Raw genomic sequence first — 17,167 nt, 5'->3', positions numbered from 1 at the left:
AGCTTGGATTATAAATTTGAGCTTGGCTCGTCTTTAAATTTCCTTCTAACAAAAGCGGTGCAAACCGCAAACGAAACCGCCGTCAAAGCGTAAAATATATAGCTAAAAATAGGATTTGCGCGCGTTTCGCTATCTTTTAGCTTTTTAACCGAAACGGCGTTTCTAAACATATCAAACATCGCGATGCGCCAGCCGTAGTATTTGATCTGCGCCCTGCCTTCGCCCACTAGACTCTGTGCGGCTGCTTGGACGTCGGCGGAGTTAAATTTAAAATAAAGCGGCAAGCCCCAGCCCGTGTCCTCATTTCGATACGGCATCACCTTCGTGCCGTTTAGCTCCCGCGTATAGATAAAGTACACGTCGCGCGTCGGGCCGTCGGCGGGATTTTGCGCGTCGATGAAGCCGTCTTTGTCCATGCGCTTGACCTCGCCGCCCGTGATGATCGCCTCGTCGTAGTGCGGAAAAGCGTAGTTTATCGCCGCAAACGCTAAGGCGTGCAGAGCAAACAGAAAGGTAATGATGGAAATTTGAAAGTATTTTTTAAATTTTTGCATTTTCGTCCTTTGGGGCGAATTGTACAAGATAGAAGTTTATAATAAGCTAAGCCCCTAAAGCAGGGGCTTAGAAGGGTTAGGCTTTGGCCTTGCAGCCGCAGCTTCCCGCGATAAATTTAAGAATCTGGATAAAGAAGCAAACGCCGCCGATGATAAAGATCGTATCGCCGATCATCCTTAGCCAGCGTAAATTTTGCAAGTGATCCATCTGCAAGAACTCCGCGCTTCTAGCGTACCACATGCCCACATCTATCGCAGCGACTGCCTGATAAAGACCGATCGGAAGTAGCGACGCCACGATCATCAGCATTAGTCCCGCGTTTAGCGACCAAAAGCCTACTTTCATCAGCTTGTCGTTAAACTCTTGCCCTTTGAAAAGGTAAAGCGCCACGAGCCAAACAAAACCTAGCGCCAAAAATCCGTAAACGCCAAACAGCGCCGCGTGTCCGTGCACCGAAGTGGTGTTTAGACCCTGGATGTAGAACAAAAATAGCGGCGGGTTGATAAGGAAGCCAAACACGCCCGCGCCCAGCATATTCCAAAACGCAACCGCGATAAAGCAGTAAAGCGGCCATTTGAGGTTTTTCGCCCAGCTTTGCGCAAACTGAAGCGAATACTGATGAAAGGCCTCTGCTCCAAGAAGCACCAAAGGCACGACCTCAAGCGCAGAAAAGCTAGCGCCCACCGCCATGATCGGAGTGGTAGTTCCCGCAAAATAAAGGTGGTGGAAGGTGCCAGGAATACCGCCGATAAGAAATAAGCTAGCGCTTGCCAAGGTTGAGTAAGTCGCAAATTTTTTACCCACTAGACCCAAAGAGGCAAACACGAACGCAAGCGACGCGGTCGCAAACACCTCGAAAAAGCCCTCGACCCAAAGGTGAACGACCCACCAGCGCCAGTATTCCATTACAGGTAGCGGGCTTCTTTGACCGTAAAATAGTCCCGCGCCGTAGAAAAGTCCCACCGCGATAGCAGAAGCCGTAAAGATAGCTAGCAGGTTTTTATCCCCATCAGCCTTAAATCCGCCGACGAATCCGCGAAGCACGAGCGCCATCCAGATAACAAGACCGACAAACAAAATAAGCTGCCAAACCCTGCCAAGCTCGATATACTCGTATCCTTGGTGACCAAGCCAAAAGCTAGTAGACGTTTCCATCTTACCCGCTATCGCCATGTACTCGCCGATAAAGCTACCCACGACTAGGAAAAGCAGTGCGTAGAAAAGCAAATCCACGCCTAGTTTTTGAAATTTAGGATCCTTGCCGCCGTTGATGATAGGCGCTAGGAAAAGCCCGGCCGCCAAAAAGCCCGTCGCGATCCAGAAAATGCTCGCCTGGATGTGCCAAGTGCGCGCCAAAGAGTACGGGATGTGCTCGGATAAATTTATACCGTAAAACTCCTGCCCCTCGACCGTGTAGTGCGCCACGAAGCCGCCTATCATGATCTGGAAAACAAATAGCGCGAGTGCTACGAAAAGGTATTTGCCAAGCGCCTTTTGAGACGGAGTTAAATTTAGCTTTGAAAGCGGATCGGCGTCGATAGGAGCGAGTTTCTCGTGATCTTTTTCGCCGTAGAAATTTGAAAACCAAACTAGTAAACCCACGCCCGCAACCAAAATTGTAACGCTAATAATCGTCCAAAATACGTTTTCTTGCGTCGGGACGTTGTCGATTAGCGGCTCGTGCGGCCAGTTGTTCGTGTACGTAGCTTCGCTATTTGGGCGATTCGTCGCCGTAGCCCAGGTCGCCCAGAAGAAGAAATCGTTTAGCTGCTCGCGGTTTTCCTCTTTTGCCAGCGTGTTGTTTTTCATCGCGTAGTTTTCGCGTAGCTTCTGGTATTTCGGATCGTTACCGAAAAGCCCGTTATACTCATCACGCACTACCTTTGCCGCCGCGATCCTCTCGTCGCTGATCGTTATAACGCCGTTTTTTAGCGTATTCGTGCGGTATTCGCTCTTTGTTAGAGCCTTGATGTTTGCTTGTTGCTCGGCGCTTAGAGCGTCAAATTTGGCTCCGTAAAGCTGATTTGCCTTTATATCCATAAACGCGACTAGCTCTTTATGTAGCCAATCAGCCGTCCAGTCAGGCGCTTGATACGCTCCGTGTCCCCACACCGAGCCCACCTGCATACCGCCGATGCTTTGCCAGGCCTCTTGGCCTTTATAAATTTGCTCTTGCTCGACTATTATTTTGCCGTTTTTATCGGCAAAACTCACTACCGGCGGCGCTTCGCGATAAACCTCTACGCCGTAATAGCCGAGTATCCCGAAGGCGATAGTAACAACAGCCACTAGCGCCCACCAATACTTCTTGTATTCACGCATACTTTGTCTCCTTTTGAAAAATTCGGATAAAGTTTATCCAAAATAAATTTTCGCAAAAATGATGTATATCAATAAAAGGATTAAATTTGTCCTTAAAATATGCCTTATATTAAAAAATGTATAATTTCAAAAATATATTTTAGGGGATTTTATGTTTAAATTTGAGATCGTTTATAAATTTTGCCTCATTTGCATGCTGATTTTGGGACTTTGTCTGCTCGCGTTTTCGGGGGTAAATTTCGCGCTCGGAGAGTACGGCGAATTTTGGATGGGCGCACATAAATTCGCGGGCTTTTTGGTTGCGCTCGCGGCCGTTTTGCACGTGATAAATCGCAAAAAAAAGCTCATCAAACTCGCAAATGAATTCATAGACGTCGTCACTCGCCGCAAAAACCCGAGCATGTGCAACATGGACCGCATCATCGCATCGCTCGAGCCCTATACGATCGCTGAGATCTCGCAAAGGCTTGGTTTTGACGAGACTGAGTTTTGCCGCACCTTGCGCGAAAACGGCGTCAAATTTAACGGTGCCGATCAAACTTTGCGCCAAATCGCTTTTTTAAACGACGAAAAGATATTTTTCGTGCTAGTTCTTATAGTCGAGGCGAAATTTGGCAAGAGATTTTGCGGCGAACTCAAATTTAAAGGCGCTAAATTTAACGGTGGTAAAAATGCGGCTTAAGCTTGGCCGCAAGCGACGCAGGGGTTAAATTTGCATTTTTGAAAGGACTCAAATTTTAAAAATAACCGAAATTTTAATCATAACTTTTAACATCTTGCTTTTTGGCGGGATTGCTTGGACGATATTTTGGCGCAACCCTAGCAAACTTAGCCGACGCCAACTCGCCGCCGTAAACGAAATCGGCGAAGAGGGCGCAATAAAAAGGCTTTCCGTGCGGCCGTTTTTGCTTTGGTTGGAGAGGTTTTTCATCTCATACGAGAACCTTTGGTTTGATCAAAACTACATCTACGTTTTTAGAGGGCAGGAGCTTGCGGCGAGGTATAAATTTGAGCAAATTTTAGCGCTTGAGGGCACGAAAACGCGCATCAATAGCGCTAGAATTTGGCGGATTTGTTTTGCGGACGAGTTTGAGCAAGACGGTTCGGCCGAATATAAATTCGCGCCCGCCGTTTCGATTTTTATGCCGAATTTTAAAGAGTTTTTGCAAATTTTACGAGAGAAAAATCAGGACGCGATCAAAACGAAGCCAAGATTTTGGGAGACCGTTTAGGCTAAATTTCGCTTTTAACTTAACGAAACGATTTGCATTTTGTCGCGTAAATTTGAGGGCAAATTTGAAATTTCACTTGCCAAAGCCGATATCGATAACCTTGTCAAAGATAAATTTAAGCTCCTCTTGGTGCGTAATCATCAGCACGCCAAGACTCGGAAAGTCGCGCTTGAGATTAACAAGAAGCTCTTTTGCCAGTGCGCCATCAAGCGCCGAAGTGGCCTCGTCAAGCAGTAAAAATGCAGGCCTAGCAAAATAAACCCTCGCAAACGCAAGCCTTTGCGCTTCGCCGCCGCTTAAAATCTTGCCCCAGTCTTTAACTTCGTCTAGCTCAAAGATAAATTTCTCTAGCCGTACGCGCCGTAAAATCCCCTCAAAATCGGCATCGGCGCCTTGCAAATCGCTAGGATACGCGATAAGCCGCCTTAGACTCATGCGCGCTAAAAACGGCTTTTGCGGTACGCTCATAGTCCCGCACGGTACGCAAACCTCGCCCGAGCCGTGACCCCAGATGCCCGCGATATACCTAAATACGCTGCTTTTGCCCGTTCCGCTAGCTCCGCGTAGCAGCACCCATTCGCCGCTTTTTACGCTCAAATTTAACCCGCAAACCAACCTTTCGCCGCTCGGGGTAAAAATTTGTAAATCTGTACACCTTAGCTCGTTTTGTTCGCAGTTCTCGTCAAATTTAACGCTCTTAAATTTATCTTGTGCCAAATTTGCCGCCGTTGCCTGGGCGGATTCGTTCACTCCGTCAAGGTTGCTGTTTTGCTCTCTAATTTTAGCGCCAAATTTGACCTTGGAGTCCGCTGCCTGCGCGATCTCGATGAATTTATACACGCGCTCTACGCTTGCTGCCCACTCCATGATCTGTTTATAATAGTCCATAAACCACGCAAAGCCGTCCTGCACGCTATAAAACGCCGAGCGCGCCCGCATCATATCGCCAAATGTCATCGCGTGCGCAAAGTAAAGGGGCAAGCAGGCGAAAATCGGGATGAGATTCGTGACCTTTAGATAGCTTGCCGAAAAGCACTCGAGGCGAAACTCGGTGTTCATGATGACGCGCCAGTTGCGCACGACCTCGCTAAAGCTCGCTCTAAAGCGCGATTTTTCAGCGCCGGCACCATTCATCAGCGCGACGGCTTCGGCATTTTCGCGAGTGATGAGCAAATTTGCGCGGTAGTCGGCCTCAACCTGCTGTTTTTCGTAGTTTAGGCGCTTTAGGCTGCGGCCTATGAGGTGCGTGATTAGCGAGCTAATGAGCGTATAGATGAGCGCGACGTAGACCAAAAAGCCCTCCAGCGCAAACTCGAGTCCAAACGCGCTAAAGTGCAGTACCTTTGATGCTTCCCAGAGGATAAAGGTGAAGGCAAAAAGCTTGGAAAGGTTGTAAACCATGGATTTTATTAGATTTACGCTTTTGTCGGCGAGCAGGAGGCTGTCCTCGGCGATACGCTGGTCCGGGTTATCAAAGCCCGCGACCGCGGATAAGCGGTAAAAATTTGCGTTTTTTAGCCATAAATTTTCCATCTCTTCGCTTAGACTTTTGCGCCACGAGATTACGAGTAGCTTTTTAAACCAGTTTCCGATCACGATAAAAAGCACGATAACGGCGGTATAGACGAGAAATTCGCCCACAAGCGGGAGCATGAGATCTTTTTCAAATTTTTCGATCGCGTCATAAAATTTTTTATCCCATGCGTTCATTAGCGTCGCGACTTTGACGATGGCTAGGCTAGCTCCCAGCGTCACGACCAGCATCGCCCACGCCGTTAGCGAGCGCTTGCCCGTCCAAAACCAACCCGCGATGATGAAAAATTTCTTTAAAATTTGCAAATTTAGCCTTTTTTTAATTTTATGTTCGTCTGCCTTGCTTGACGGCGCATTATGACTTTTGCGCAGAAATTTATCTTTCGAATTTTACCGCAAATTTAATCGCGCTTTACGGACGAGTAAATTCGTATTCCGCAAGCCGAGAAAGGTTAAATTTGAGCAAATTTAGCTCCGTAAATAAGCAAGACAAATTTACGCTAGAGGCTCGTATTTATAAATTTTACGAGCCTAGCTAAGTCCGAAAAGCAGGTGCGCAATAGCCTGATTAGTATGCGTAATTAAACGTCACCATAAAGTTCCTAGGCTCACCGTAGAAGTTATTTTGTCCGGCCACGCGGTTATTTTGATTGATAAAATACTTCTCGTCGGTTATGTTTTTGACGGATAAATTTACGTTAAAGTGCTTGTCGTAATAATACGCGATATTCGCATCCCATAGCGCGTAGGCCTTTTGGTCCGGGATGTCGTTAGCCGGATAATACGCGCCGGTCGTGATATTGTATCTTGAGTACATGTTGTTGGTCTTGGTCTGATAGCGTACGCCCGTGCCAAAGACTAGCTTTTGCTGCGCGACTAGAGGCAGCTCGTAGCTTGTGTAGACCTTGACAATATGTTTTGGTATCCAAGGCTTAGCATTTGCGCCTTTGCGGTAGTCGACACTTGTAGGATTGTGCGTTTCGTCTTTCATGTATTCGCTTTTATTATACGTATATCCGCCGAAAATTTTCCATCTATCGGTGATCGCGCCGTTTGCTTCGATATCAAGGCCGCGGCTTCGTACTTTACCCTCGGCTACGCTTCTGTTTTTATTCGTGGCGACGTAGTACTCGTAGTCTTGTATCGCGCGATTTTCTTGCTCGATCTGAAACAGCGCTACAGTCGTGTTTAGCGCGCCGTCAAAAAACTCGGACTTTAGACCGATCTCGGCGTTGTAGCCCACGATAGGCTTCAGTATCTCGTCATTTCTATCGGTAGCAGTTTGGGGCTTATATATCTCGGTGTAGCTGGCGTACAGCGAGTGATCTCTGGCAAAATCCCACGTAAGGCCGATATACGGCGTTAGTTTGTGCTTTTTGACCTCTTGCGCGACCGTATGCGTGCCTCGGCGGTAGTTATCGGTAGTGCTATTTCTCTTTAACCACGAGTATCTAGCGCCAAGGAGTAAATGCCAGTCGTCGCTAAAGTTATACCTAGTGCCGATCGTAAACATTTGTTGGTAAATTTTAGTGTTATAGTGTAGATTGTAGCAGTTGGTACCCAGCGCGCAAAGAGCCGTCATATCTCCCCAGTTTGGTTCGTTATTTATGAGGCCTTTGTTGAAGGTATTATAGGTGAGATTTGCCGCGCCCGTAAATACATCTCTGTCGTGCTGCGTGAAGGTCTCGCGAGACATCGTAATGCTGGTGAAAAAGTCGTGATTTTGACCAAATAAATCATAGTTTGCGTCGATACCGGTTTTAAAGCTAAATTCTTTACTTGCGTTGTAGTATCTGTCGTAGCCGATATATCTGGTAATCGGATCGCGATTTACTCCGTGCCAGCCGCCGAATTTGAGAGTGCTTTTGCTATCGGTATAGTTAAATTTGGCATAAGCCTTGATGCTGTCGTTAAAATAGTGCTCAAGATCTAAAAATAGGTTATATTTTTCGTAGATCGCGCGACTCCAGTCTGATATAAAGGTCGTTTTGCGGTTTAAATTTAACTCCTCGCCATTCTTGCCTACAACCGGTACGCCAAACGGATCGTAGACGCCTCTACTTTTTTGGTAGATTATCCCGGCAAGCGCGTTCGTGGAGTCGCCTATGTCGGTTTCTATCATCGCAGAGACTGCGCCTCTTTTGTTGCCTTTCATATCCCTAAACGACCCATCCTTGCCAAGAGTGCCGATTACTCTGCCTCGGACGGAGCCGTCGGAGTTTAGCCCGCCCGTCACGTCTGCTACGCTACGGTATGTATCCCAGCTGCCTATACCTAGGGATAAATTTGCTCCGAACGTCTTTTGCGGACGCTTTCTAGCTAAATTTATCGTGCCGCCGGGCTCGCCGTTACTCTGTGTCAGACCCGCCACGCCGCGAAGTACCTCCACGCGGTCATAAAACGCCATGTCGGTATGCTCTTTGGACTGGCCATAGAGCCCCTGCGCAGCAAGCGCGGTGGTGGACTGCATGCCGTCTTCTTGGATGTTATCGATGTTAAAGCCTCTAGACATCGGTAGATTCATGCCAAACCTGCTCGTAGTCGTAATGCCCGGCGCATAGCTTAGCGCCTTATCTACGTCGTTTAAATTTAGATCTTTAACGAGCTGATCGGGGATAATGGTGACGGTTTGCGGCGTTTCGCGGATAGTTAAATCAAGACCCGTCGCAGTGTTCATGTTTTGCGTCGTATATGAGCCCGTACCCTCGGTGGCTGAGATGTCTGTTTTACCGTAGGCGGTCACCTCGCCGAGGTTCGCATCGACTGCGTAGAGTGAGCAAGCAAGGCACATAGATAAACCTACAAATTTGCATTGAGCGTTCAAAATTTTCTCCTTAATATTGATAATGATTAGGCGAATTATATATCAAAATATTTAAGAAAAAATAAAGAGCAAACAAGCGCTAAATCAGACAAAACAGGGGTTAAATTTGAGCGGATAAATTTAGTATTTTGGGTTAAGCGATATAAATTTGGATCAAATTTTAAATAGCGAGCGCCATAAAACGCTCGCTACTGAAAGAATTAAGCACCTATAATAATATGGCTAGCTTTGATGATAGCAGTTACTTCATCACCTGCTTTTAGAGCTAGGTTTTTAGCAGACTCGTTAGTGATGATAGCGCTTAGCTTATCTCCGCCAGCTATCTCGATATCTACTTCAGCGTTTACCGCACCCTCTACTACTTTTACTACCTTACCTTTTAGTTGGTTAGTAGCGCTTAGTTTTAGACCGTTCTCGCCTTTAGCTACTATGATAGAAGAAGCTTTAAATAGATAAACTACCTTTTTACCCGCTACTAGATCTAGAGCCTTTTGGCTATCTACGGTTACGGTTGCTTTTACAGTCTCTCCACCTTGTAGCTTTGCTACTACTAGAGAGTTTACCGCTCCCTCTCTTACCTCTGTGATTTGTGCTGACAGTTGATTTCTTGCGCTAAACATTATGTTTTCCTTTGTGATTAAATTTGATTTCGTATTAAAATCTGAGCGAATATTAACAACTTATACTTTCATAAAACTTAAAAAACAAATATGCAAAAATACAACTTTATTACTAAAAACGCATACATTAACGATTATCGGAATTTTAGGTATTTTGATAAATGAAGTAGAAAAAATTAATTTCGTAAATTGGAATTCGGGGCAAATGGGTTTTGGGGTAAATTTGAGTGAAAATAGAGCAGGGCGGCTAAATTTAACCGCCCGAATTTAATGCAAATTTGAGCCCTAAGCCGCGTCAAATTTGCCGTCTAAAGCAGATCAGATAGGTAGGACGCGGATATTTGGGCTGAGGTTTTCTTGAAGCACGTTTTCGATCGCATATAGCGTGCCGGTCGCACCGCTCGTGCAGCCGCTGCAAGCACCCATATATCTTATATAGACGTCAAATTTACCCTCGGCGTCTTTTTGCAAATCGAGGATTTCCATATTACCGCCGTCCATCATCAGCATCGGGCGAATATCTCTATCTATGACGCTCTCGATGGCCTTTAGCTGACCCACGACGGTCATGCTCTCAAAGCTCACGTCATCAAATTTGCCCGAAACCTGTGCGTCGATGACGGCTTGCTTTTTCTCCTGTTCCATCTCGGCTCTGGTGTCTGCGAGGATATCGACGAGATAATACTCGCGCTTTTCGTGTCCGCCCGGGCGCACGCAGGACTTGCAAAAGGCGCCTGCTTTGGTGTATTGCGTGATCTCCTCGACCGTGTGTAGATCGTTTAGGCGGATGACCTCTTTGATCGTGCCTAGGCTCACGCGCGCGCACTCGCACACGATGATCTCGTCCTCGAAATGCTCCGGATCTACGCCCTTGTACTGCGCCGCCGCGGCCTTAATGACGTCGTAGGCCATGACCGAACAGTGCATCTTTTGCGGCGGAACGGCTGGGACGTCTGGGGTATCGCGCATGGCTTTTTCTACGTCGATGTTTGTGATTTTGACCGCTTCGTCCACGGTCTTGCCGATGCAAAGCTCAGCCATCGTATCTGAGCTAGCCACCGCCGTACCGCAGCCAAAGCTCTTAAATTTAGCGTCCATGATGCGGTCGGTTTTCTCATCCACGAGCCAATACAGCCTCACTGCGTCGCCGCAACTCTCCGCGCCAAAATCCGCCACGATAAGCTTGCCGCCTCTTGCTTTTGCCTCGTCCTGCGTTATCTCACCCATAAATTTGGGATTGTTCATGCGGTTTTGGACGTTTTGAGAATACTCATCCCAAATCGAACCGCCTATTAGATTATTTTTTGCCATTTTATTCCTTTTTTGCGCTTCGTCTTTTGAGCGCTTTTTGCGGAGCTGGCTAAAATTTAGCTCGGCGGACTATCTATCCAGCCTACGCTAAATTTTATCTACGCAACCCCAAAAATCATCTCAAAATACTTCAGCTTGCACTTTTTATTTAACTCAAATTTGAACTTCTAAAGCTCAAATTTCAATCAAATTTAACCTCAAATTTGAATGTAAAACGATAAGGCGCCGTATTTTTTCTTTAGACGAGGCGGAAATGAGCCGAGCGAGGGCGCGTATATGAAATACGTAACCGAGCTTCGGCGAAATTTCTAACGACGTATAAAGGAAAAGACAAGCCGTTACTTGCCGTTAGGGTTATAGGCGTACGTGCTTGAAATACCCCTTAGCCTCACCACCGCCTTTTTGATATGCTCTATCGCATACTCGATCTCTTCTTCGGTATTAAACCTCGACAGCGACAGCCTTAGCGCCGTATGCGCCAGATCGCTGCTAGCTCCGATTGCTTCCATTATCGGATTGCTCTCTAGTGTCTCGGACGCGCACGCCGAGCCCGTAGACGCCGCGATACCTGCCTGATTTAGATCCCACAGCATCGCCTCGCCCTCGACGCCTTTTATGGCGGCCAGGATGGTGTTTGGCAGCCTGTGAGCGCGCTCTCCCACGACCGAGACGTCGGGTAGCTCTAGCAGCGCGTCCTCGAGCTTGTCGCGCAGACGTCTAACGTGCAGATTTTCAAACTCGATTAGCTTGTTGCTGTTTTCCAGCGCTTGCGCCATGCCGACGATGCCAGCGACGTCAAGCGTCCCGCTGCGTCTGCCGCCCATGTGTTCGCCGCCGTGAAGCAGGCTTGTTAGCTTTTGCGAGTCCTTGATATACAGGCCGCCTACACCCTTTGGTCCGTGAAATTTATGCGCCGAAAAGCTCATAAAGTCCATGCCCATCTCGCGCACGTTTATCTTGATCTTGCCGACGGTTTGGGTCGCGTCGGTGTGAAATAGCGCGCCGTGCTCGTGAGCGATCGCCGCACACTCTTTTATCGGGAAAATAGTGCCCGTTTCGTTATTTGCCCACATGATGCTAACGAGCGCGGTTTTGTCGTCGATGAGCTTTCTTAGGTCGTTTGGATCGAGCAGGCCGTTTTCGTTGACGGGCACGCGGCTCACGCGCACGCCGTACTTTTTGAGAAACTCGAAAGTCGCCGAGATCGCCGGATGCTCGACGGCGCTAACGATGACATGATCTTTGTCTTTATTTAATATATGATCGAAAAATACGCCCTTGGCCACCCAGTTGTTGCTCTCGGTAGCGCAGCCCGTGACCACGATGTCGTCGTTATCGCTCGCGTTTATGCCAGCATAGAGCTGATCCATCGCGCGGCGAAGCGCTGGGTGCGTCTCGGAGCCGAACCTATGAAGCGAGTTTGGGTTACCGTATTTTTCGCAGAAAAACGGCTTCATGAGCTCGAAAGCTTCGGGATCGACCATCGTCGTGGCATTGTTGTCTAGATATACTCTCACGCTTGACCTTTATCAATTAGGATATATTTTATCCCTTTTATTTTCGTGACGATAATATAACAAATTTTATAAATTTTTGATTAAAATTTTAGCTTAGTTTTTTCAAATTTAAGCGGTTTTTGATAGAGTTTATATATTGAAATTCCTTATCAAATAAGCAAAACATCGCCGTTTCGGCCAAATTTGATATAAAAAGATAAAATATATCCTAAACTTAGTTTGATTTCTTAAGGTTTTAGAAAATTTAAAAATTAAAATTTTCGCATCTTGAGTGAAAATTTGGCGAAAATAATCCAAATTTTGCACCGACTCGGGATAAATTTGTATCTTTGCTCAGTTAAATTTGACGCGTGATAAAGACGAGAACAAGCGTCAAATTTAAATCTGTTGAATGTTTCTGGCATCGTAAAATTTGATCGTCCAATGCGCGTCCGCGATATCGGAGCCCAGTTTCGCCCTAAAATACTCCCGCACCGCGGCGTAGTCTGATTTTGAGATGAAATAAATATTTATAACGCTCGTTTGGCTAAACAGGGCAAGGTTGCAAAAGTAGCTTAAATTTACGTCTTTGTCAAAGGCTCTGAGCACGCATTTGGCGAAAAAAATCAGTGCATAAAAAACAAATGCGGCCAAGACGAACATAAACGGGATCACTATCGAGGAAAGCGGATTTTTCGGTATCGTTCCTAAAATTTGATAGGGCGATTTTCGCATTTCGCGGACATCCGTCAAATTTATCGTTACTCCCTTTTTGGTTTGGAAAATTTTATCTTCGTAAAGGTAAACGAGCGAGGGATTTTTGAGTTTTTTGATTAGGTCGGCGGCTAAAATATTCATAAGAATACCGCTACCAAACATCGAAGCAAACCTAGGGTCTCGCATTGCCTCTGCCCTAAAAACTTCCCAAAATGAGCCGCTTTGCCAATCTACCATGCCGCTAAAAAATATCAGAAATATCAAATGATAAATAAAAATGCGCAGCCGACCGCGATGCGGTAAAAATCATCCTGTAAAATCAGCGGGTTTGCGTCGTAGTTTCTGTTCAAATTTGATCCTGTATCGCTTGCGCAAATTTTATCTTAAATTTAATGCTTTTTAATCTGCCAGATTAGATCCGGCTCGTTAAATTTGACGAAAACGGATACGCTTAAATTCATTTTGGCGGGGCAAATTTTACGGCAAAAGCATAAATTTGAGCTTCAAATTGAGCCGCAGACCGCCGCGCTTGGATAAAATTTGGAGCAAATTTATAAAAATCTCGGCAAATAGGTCAAATTTGAGCTACTCGTAAATTTGACTAATTTATCCCGCTTAATAGCTCCTGCGTCTGCTCGAAGCTAAAGCCCTCTTCGGCGTCTTGTTTTAGGAAGTTATCTATAAATTCTTTTTTCGAGATGGCAAGGTCTAGCTCTTTGTCGCTGCCTTTTTGATACGCGCCGATGCGTAGCAACACTTCGTTTTCTTTGAGGAGCGAGTAGAGGCGCTTTAGCTTGGCGGCGTTTGCCCTGTGCTCTTTGGTCGCGATGTCGCTCATTACGCGCGAGGCGGAGTTTAGGATGTTTATAGGCGGGTAGATACCAAAGTCCGTCATCTCGCGGCTAAGCACGATGTGGCCGTCTAGGATCGAGCGACTCTGGTCGGCTATCGGATCGCTCATATCGTCGCCGTCTACAAGCACGGTAAAAAAGGCCGTTATGCTGCCCTTGCCTTCCTCTTTGCCAGCGCGCTCCATCAGCTGAGGTAGTAGCGTGAGTACGGATGGCGGGTAGCCCTTGGACGTCGGCGGTTCGCCTAACGCCAGCCCGATCTCTCGCTGCGCCATGGCAAACCTCGTCACGCTATCCATGATAAAAAGTACGTCTTTGCCTTGGTTTTTGAAGTATTCTGCCACGCTCATCGCGCAAAAGGCGCCGTATTTTCGCATCAGCGGGCTATCGTCGCTAGTGGCTACGATGACGACGGTTCCGCTTAGATCGCCGCGTAAATTTTTCTCTATAAACTCCGGCACCTCGCGGCCGCGCTCGCCGATGAGGGCGACTACCTTGATCGGAGCTTGCGAGTTTTTTACGATCATGCCCATGAGCGTGCTTTTACCTACGCCAGAACCCGCGAAAATGCCTAGTTTTTGGCCTTTACCGCAGGTTAGCAGCCCGTCGATGCTTTTAACCCCGACGCTAAAAATTTCATCTATCAGCCCGCGCTTCATAGCATCGATCGGAGCGCGCATTATCGGTGCGTACTCGGTTGCGGCGATCGCGCCTTTGCCGTCTTTTGGGTTCATAAAAGGATCCACCACTCGGCCCAAAAGAGCGTCGCCCACGGGGATTTTCATGCCTTGGTCGCTTTGATAGACGAAGTCGCCGATTTTGTAGCCCTCTACGAAGCCAAAGGGCGAGATGAGCGCGGTATTTTGCCGCACCTCGGTCACCATCGCTAGCCCGCTTTTGCTCTTGTCTTTAGCGCAAATTTGCACGATATCTCCGATGCTAGGGCGCAGTCCCGAGATCTCTATCGTCGTAGCAGAAATTCGCTCGATCACGCCAAAGACGCTAGAAAGAGATAAATTTGCCCCCAGTTTTGATTTTAAGCTATCTAAATTCACTAAAATCTCACTTCTTTGTGCGAATTTATAAGGGAGAAAAACTCACGTCTAGTCTCGCTACTCTTTAAAAAGCAACCTCGCAGTGCCGACGTGGTCGTGGTCGAGTTGATCTTGCCCACGCCTCGCATCTCAACGCACATGTGGCGCGCCTCGATGACGACGCCCACGCCTTTTGGCTTGATGACGTCTTGCACGGCTTCGGCGATCTGCTCGGTGAGCTGCTCTTGGATTTGCAGGCGGCGAGCGAAGATATTTACCATACGCGGGATTTTGCTAAGGCCTACGACCTTGTGATTTGGGATGTAGGCCACGTGCACGCGCCCGAAAAACGGCAACAAATGATGCTCGCAAAGGCTGTAAAATTCGATATCGCGCACGAGTACCATTTCGTTATTTGAGCTATCAAACAGCGCGTCGTTTAGCACGACTTTGGGGTCTTGCGAGTAGCCGCTCGTTAAAAACTCATAAGCTTTAAAAACGCGCTCGGGAGTTTTAACCAGCCCCTCTCTGTGCGGGTCTTCGCCGACTAAATTTAGCATCTGCTCGACGCAGCTTTCAAACTTTTCTTTTTTTAAATTCTCATTTTTTAAATTTTCTTGCATTTGCGTTCCTGATTAATTTCGTTATTTAAATTTGATAAACGATTTTACTGAAATTCGCCTTTCGCGCGCTTAAATTTATACTATGAATAAGGAAAATTTTGCTACACTCTAGGAAATTTTTATTTTTTAAAGGAATTTAATGCAAATCAAAACCAAGGCGATCGACGCCGTAAACGCTTCGCTAAGTGCGAAAATACCGAGCGCGGACGTACAATCCAAACTCGAAAACGCTGCTAAAAAAGCTGCGAAAAATATGAAAATAGACGGATTTAGAGCGGGCAAAGTGCCTGTAAACGTAGTTCTAAAACGTTACGAAAAAGAGCTAACCGCCGATGCCGAGCAAGACGCGCTAAAAGACGTCATAGACGCTGGACTAAAAGAGCTAAATAGAAAATTTGAAGAGGTTATCGGCGAGCCGATCGTGACTAAATTTGATAGAGGCGAAAACGAGATAGACGCGGAGATCGAGCTATCGTTTAAACCGGTTATAAACATCGACGGCTACGAGGAGTTGATAGAAAGCGTCAGCACTCCGCGCGTAACTAAAAAAGAGATCGACGAGAGAAAAAACGAAATTTTAAAAATGATGGCTCCGCTAGAAAAAGTGGAAAAAGAGGCGCTTGAAAAGGGAGATTTTGCTAAATTTGACTTCGAGGGCTTCGTAGACGGCGCTGCGTTTGAGGGCGGCAAAGCCGAAAACTACCTGCTAGAAATCGGCTCAGGTCAGTTTATACCGGGCTTTGAGGACGGCATGATCGGGCTAAAAGTCGGTGAAGAGCGTGACGTGAAGGTTAAATTCCCGGCCGAGTACGGCGCTGCACACCTTGCGGGCAAAGACGCGACGTTTAAAGTAAAGCTACACGAAATCCAAGGCAAAAAAGTGCCTGAAGAGATCGACGAAGAGACGCTAAAACGCATCATGCCGGGCGAGGAAAAGGTAAGCGTCGAGCTATTTGAAGAGAGACTAAAAGAGCAGATCAAAGCCGAGAAGCACGCTAAAAACGTAAACGAGGAGCTAAAGCCTAAATTTGCTGACGCGATCGTGGCTAAATTTAACTTCGACGTGCCGAAAAACATCGTAGAGCAAGAGATGGATATGCAGTTCCGCGGTGCTTGGAGCAGCTTTACGCCTGAGCAGATGGCTAAATTTAGAGAGGATAAAGACGCTCTAACTAAACAGCGCGAGACATACCGCGACGACGCCGTAAAAAGCGTGAAGCTGACGTTTATAATAGACGAGCTAGCGCGCCGCAGAGATATCAAAGTAAGCGATCAAGAGCTGATCCAGGCGGTGTATTTTGAAGCGTATCGCTCGGGCGTAGATCCGAAACAGCACCTTGAAAACTATAAAAATCAAGGAATTTTACCTGCGATCAAAATGTCGATGATCGAGGAGAAGCTATTTAACGAGATGTTTGCGCTAAAGAGCGATAAGAAAGAGAAAAAGGCGGAGTAATGAGCTACTACATCCCCTACGTCATCGAGCGCACGAGCAAGGGCGAGAGAAGCTACGACATCTACTCGCGCCTGCTAAAGGACCGCATAATAATGCTTAGCGGCGAGATCGAGGACGGCATGGCGTCTGCGGTCGTGGCTCAGATGTTGTTTTTAGAGGCTGAAGATCCGGATAAGGACATATATCTATATATAAACAGTCCGGGCGGCGTGATAACGAGCGGATTTAGCATTTACGATACGATGAACTACATCAAGCCCGACGTCTGCACGATCTGCATCGGTCAGGCAGCGTCTATGGGCGCGTTTTTGCTTAGTTGCGGCGCGCAGGGCAAGCGTTATGCGTTGCCAAACTCGCGCATCATGATCCACCAGCCTTTAGGCGGCGCGCGCGGACAGGCGACGGATATAGAGATCCAGGCGAAGGAAATCTTGCGTATGAAAGAGATTTTAAACGCGATCCTAGCTAAAAATACGGGTCAAAAACTAGCTAAAATCCAAAAAGATACCGACAGGGACTTTTTCATGAGCTCTGCAGAAGCCAAAGAATACGGGCTTATAGATAAAGTTTTGGAGAAAAGCTTTAAGTAAAGA

At 47.0% G+C, this 17,167-nt stretch carries 14 protein-coding genes; 4 read left to right on the top strand and 10 right to left on the bottom strand.

From position 1 onward, the window contains the following. Nucleotides 1–8: 8 nt before the first annotated feature. Together EE116_RS01480 and EE116_RS01475 are read right to left on the bottom strand one after the other, a co-directional pair. A complete protein-coding gene (locus EE116_RS01480; protein ID WP_122872938.1) occupies nucleotides 9–554 on the bottom strand; it encodes a DUF1523 family protein in 546 nt (181 codons plus the stop codon). 76 nt (nucleotides 555–630) lie between these two features. Then, nucleotides 631–2,877 (bottom strand): nitric-oxide reductase large subunit, encoded by a 2,247-nt coding sequence (locus EE116_RS01475; RefSeq protein ID WP_122872937.1) that lies wholly within the window; start codon nucleotides 2,875–2,877, stop codon nucleotides 631–633. Between the two features lie 151 nt (nucleotides 2,878–3,028). Between EE116_RS01475 and EE116_RS01470 the strand changes: the two genes are divergently transcribed. Both EE116_RS01470 and EE116_RS01465 read left to right on the top strand, forming a co-directional pair. Continuing rightward, the gene (locus tag EE116_RS01470) at nucleotides 3,029–3,559 is read left to right on the top strand and encodes a chemotaxis protein (RefSeq protein ID WP_122872936.1); all 531 of its coding nucleotides are present in this window, start codon (nucleotides 3,029–3,031) and stop codon (nucleotides 3,557–3,559) included. 211 nt (nucleotides 3,560–3,770) lie between these two features. Continuing rightward, complete coding sequence (locus EE116_RS01465) at nucleotides 3,771–4,109, top strand: hypothetical protein (RefSeq protein WP_122874416.1); 339 nt, start codon at nucleotides 3,771–3,773, stop codon at nucleotides 4,107–4,109. 72 nt (nucleotides 4,110–4,181) lie between these two features. Here the strand turns inward: EE116_RS01465 and EE116_RS01460 are convergent, their stop codons facing one another. From EE116_RS01460 to folE, 8 genes are all read right to left on the bottom strand, one after another. Then, on the bottom strand, nucleotides 4,182–5,948 hold the full coding sequence (locus EE116_RS01460; protein ID WP_122872935.1) for an ABC transporter ATP-binding protein/permease: 1,767 nt from the start codon (nucleotides 5,946–5,948) through the stop codon (nucleotides 4,182–4,184). 262 nt (nucleotides 5,949–6,210) lie between these two features. Further along, complete coding sequence (locus EE116_RS01455) at nucleotides 6,211–8,466, bottom strand: TonB-dependent siderophore receptor (protein ID WP_122872934.1); 2,256 nt, start codon at nucleotides 8,464–8,466, stop codon at nucleotides 6,211–6,213. A gap of 200 nt (nucleotides 8,467–8,666) precedes the next feature. Continuing rightward, entirely contained in the window at nucleotides 8,667–9,086 is a 420-nt protein-coding gene (locus tag EE116_RS01450; RefSeq protein ID WP_122872933.1) for a TOBE domain-containing protein, read from the bottom strand. Between the two features lie 318 nt (nucleotides 9,087–9,404). After that, nucleotides 9,405–10,397, bottom strand: coding sequence for an iron-sulfur cluster assembly scaffold protein (locus EE116_RS01440; protein WP_122872932.1), 993 nt, complete (start codon nucleotides 10,395–10,397; stop codon nucleotides 9,405–9,407). 338 nt (nucleotides 10,398–10,735) lie between these two features. Beyond that, complete coding sequence (locus EE116_RS01435) at nucleotides 10,736–11,914, bottom strand: NifS family cysteine desulfurase (RefSeq protein ID WP_122872931.1); 1,179 nt, start codon at nucleotides 11,912–11,914, stop codon at nucleotides 10,736–10,738. Between the two features lie 378 nt (nucleotides 11,915–12,292). Then, on the bottom strand, nucleotides 12,293–12,796 hold the full coding sequence (locus EE116_RS01430; RefSeq protein ID WP_241091611.1) for a hypothetical protein: 504 nt from the start codon (nucleotides 12,794–12,796) through the stop codon (nucleotides 12,293–12,295). Nucleotides 12,797–13,211: 415 nt separating this feature from the next. Further along, entirely contained in the window at nucleotides 13,212–14,516 is a 1,305-nt protein-coding gene (gene fliI / locus EE116_RS01425) for a flagellar protein export ATPase FliI (RefSeq protein WP_122872930.1), read from the bottom strand. Continuing rightward, a complete protein-coding gene (gene folE, locus EE116_RS01420) occupies nucleotides 14,516–15,118 on the bottom strand; it encodes a GTP cyclohydrolase I FolE (RefSeq protein ID WP_122872929.1) in 603 nt (200 codons plus the stop codon). Before folE ends, fliI begins: the two co-directional genes overlap by 1 nt. A 139-nt stretch (nucleotides 15,119–15,257) precedes the next feature. Here folE and tig point away from each other — a divergent pair, with 139 nt between their 5' ends. Continuing rightward, on the top strand, nucleotides 15,258–16,574 hold the full coding sequence (gene tig, locus EE116_RS01415) for a trigger factor (protein WP_122872928.1): 1,317 nt from the start codon (nucleotides 15,258–15,260) through the stop codon (nucleotides 16,572–16,574). Then, the gene (gene clpP, locus EE116_RS01410; protein ID WP_122872927.1) at nucleotides 16,574–17,164 is read left to right on the top strand and encodes an ATP-dependent Clp endopeptidase proteolytic subunit ClpP; all 591 of its coding nucleotides are present in this window, start codon (nucleotides 16,574–16,576) and stop codon (nucleotides 17,162–17,164) included. Before tig ends, clpP begins: the two co-directional genes overlap by 1 nt. Nucleotides 17,165–17,167: the final 3 nt, after the last annotated feature.

The organism is Campylobacter showae (assembly GCF_900573985.1).
Classification (GTDB): domain Bacteria; phylum Campylobacterota; class Campylobacteria; order Campylobacterales; family Campylobacteraceae; genus Campylobacter_A; species Campylobacter_A showae_E.
The sequence above is the reverse complement of the archived record's forward strand: the minus strand, read 5'-3'. Positions and strand labels throughout refer to the sequence as shown.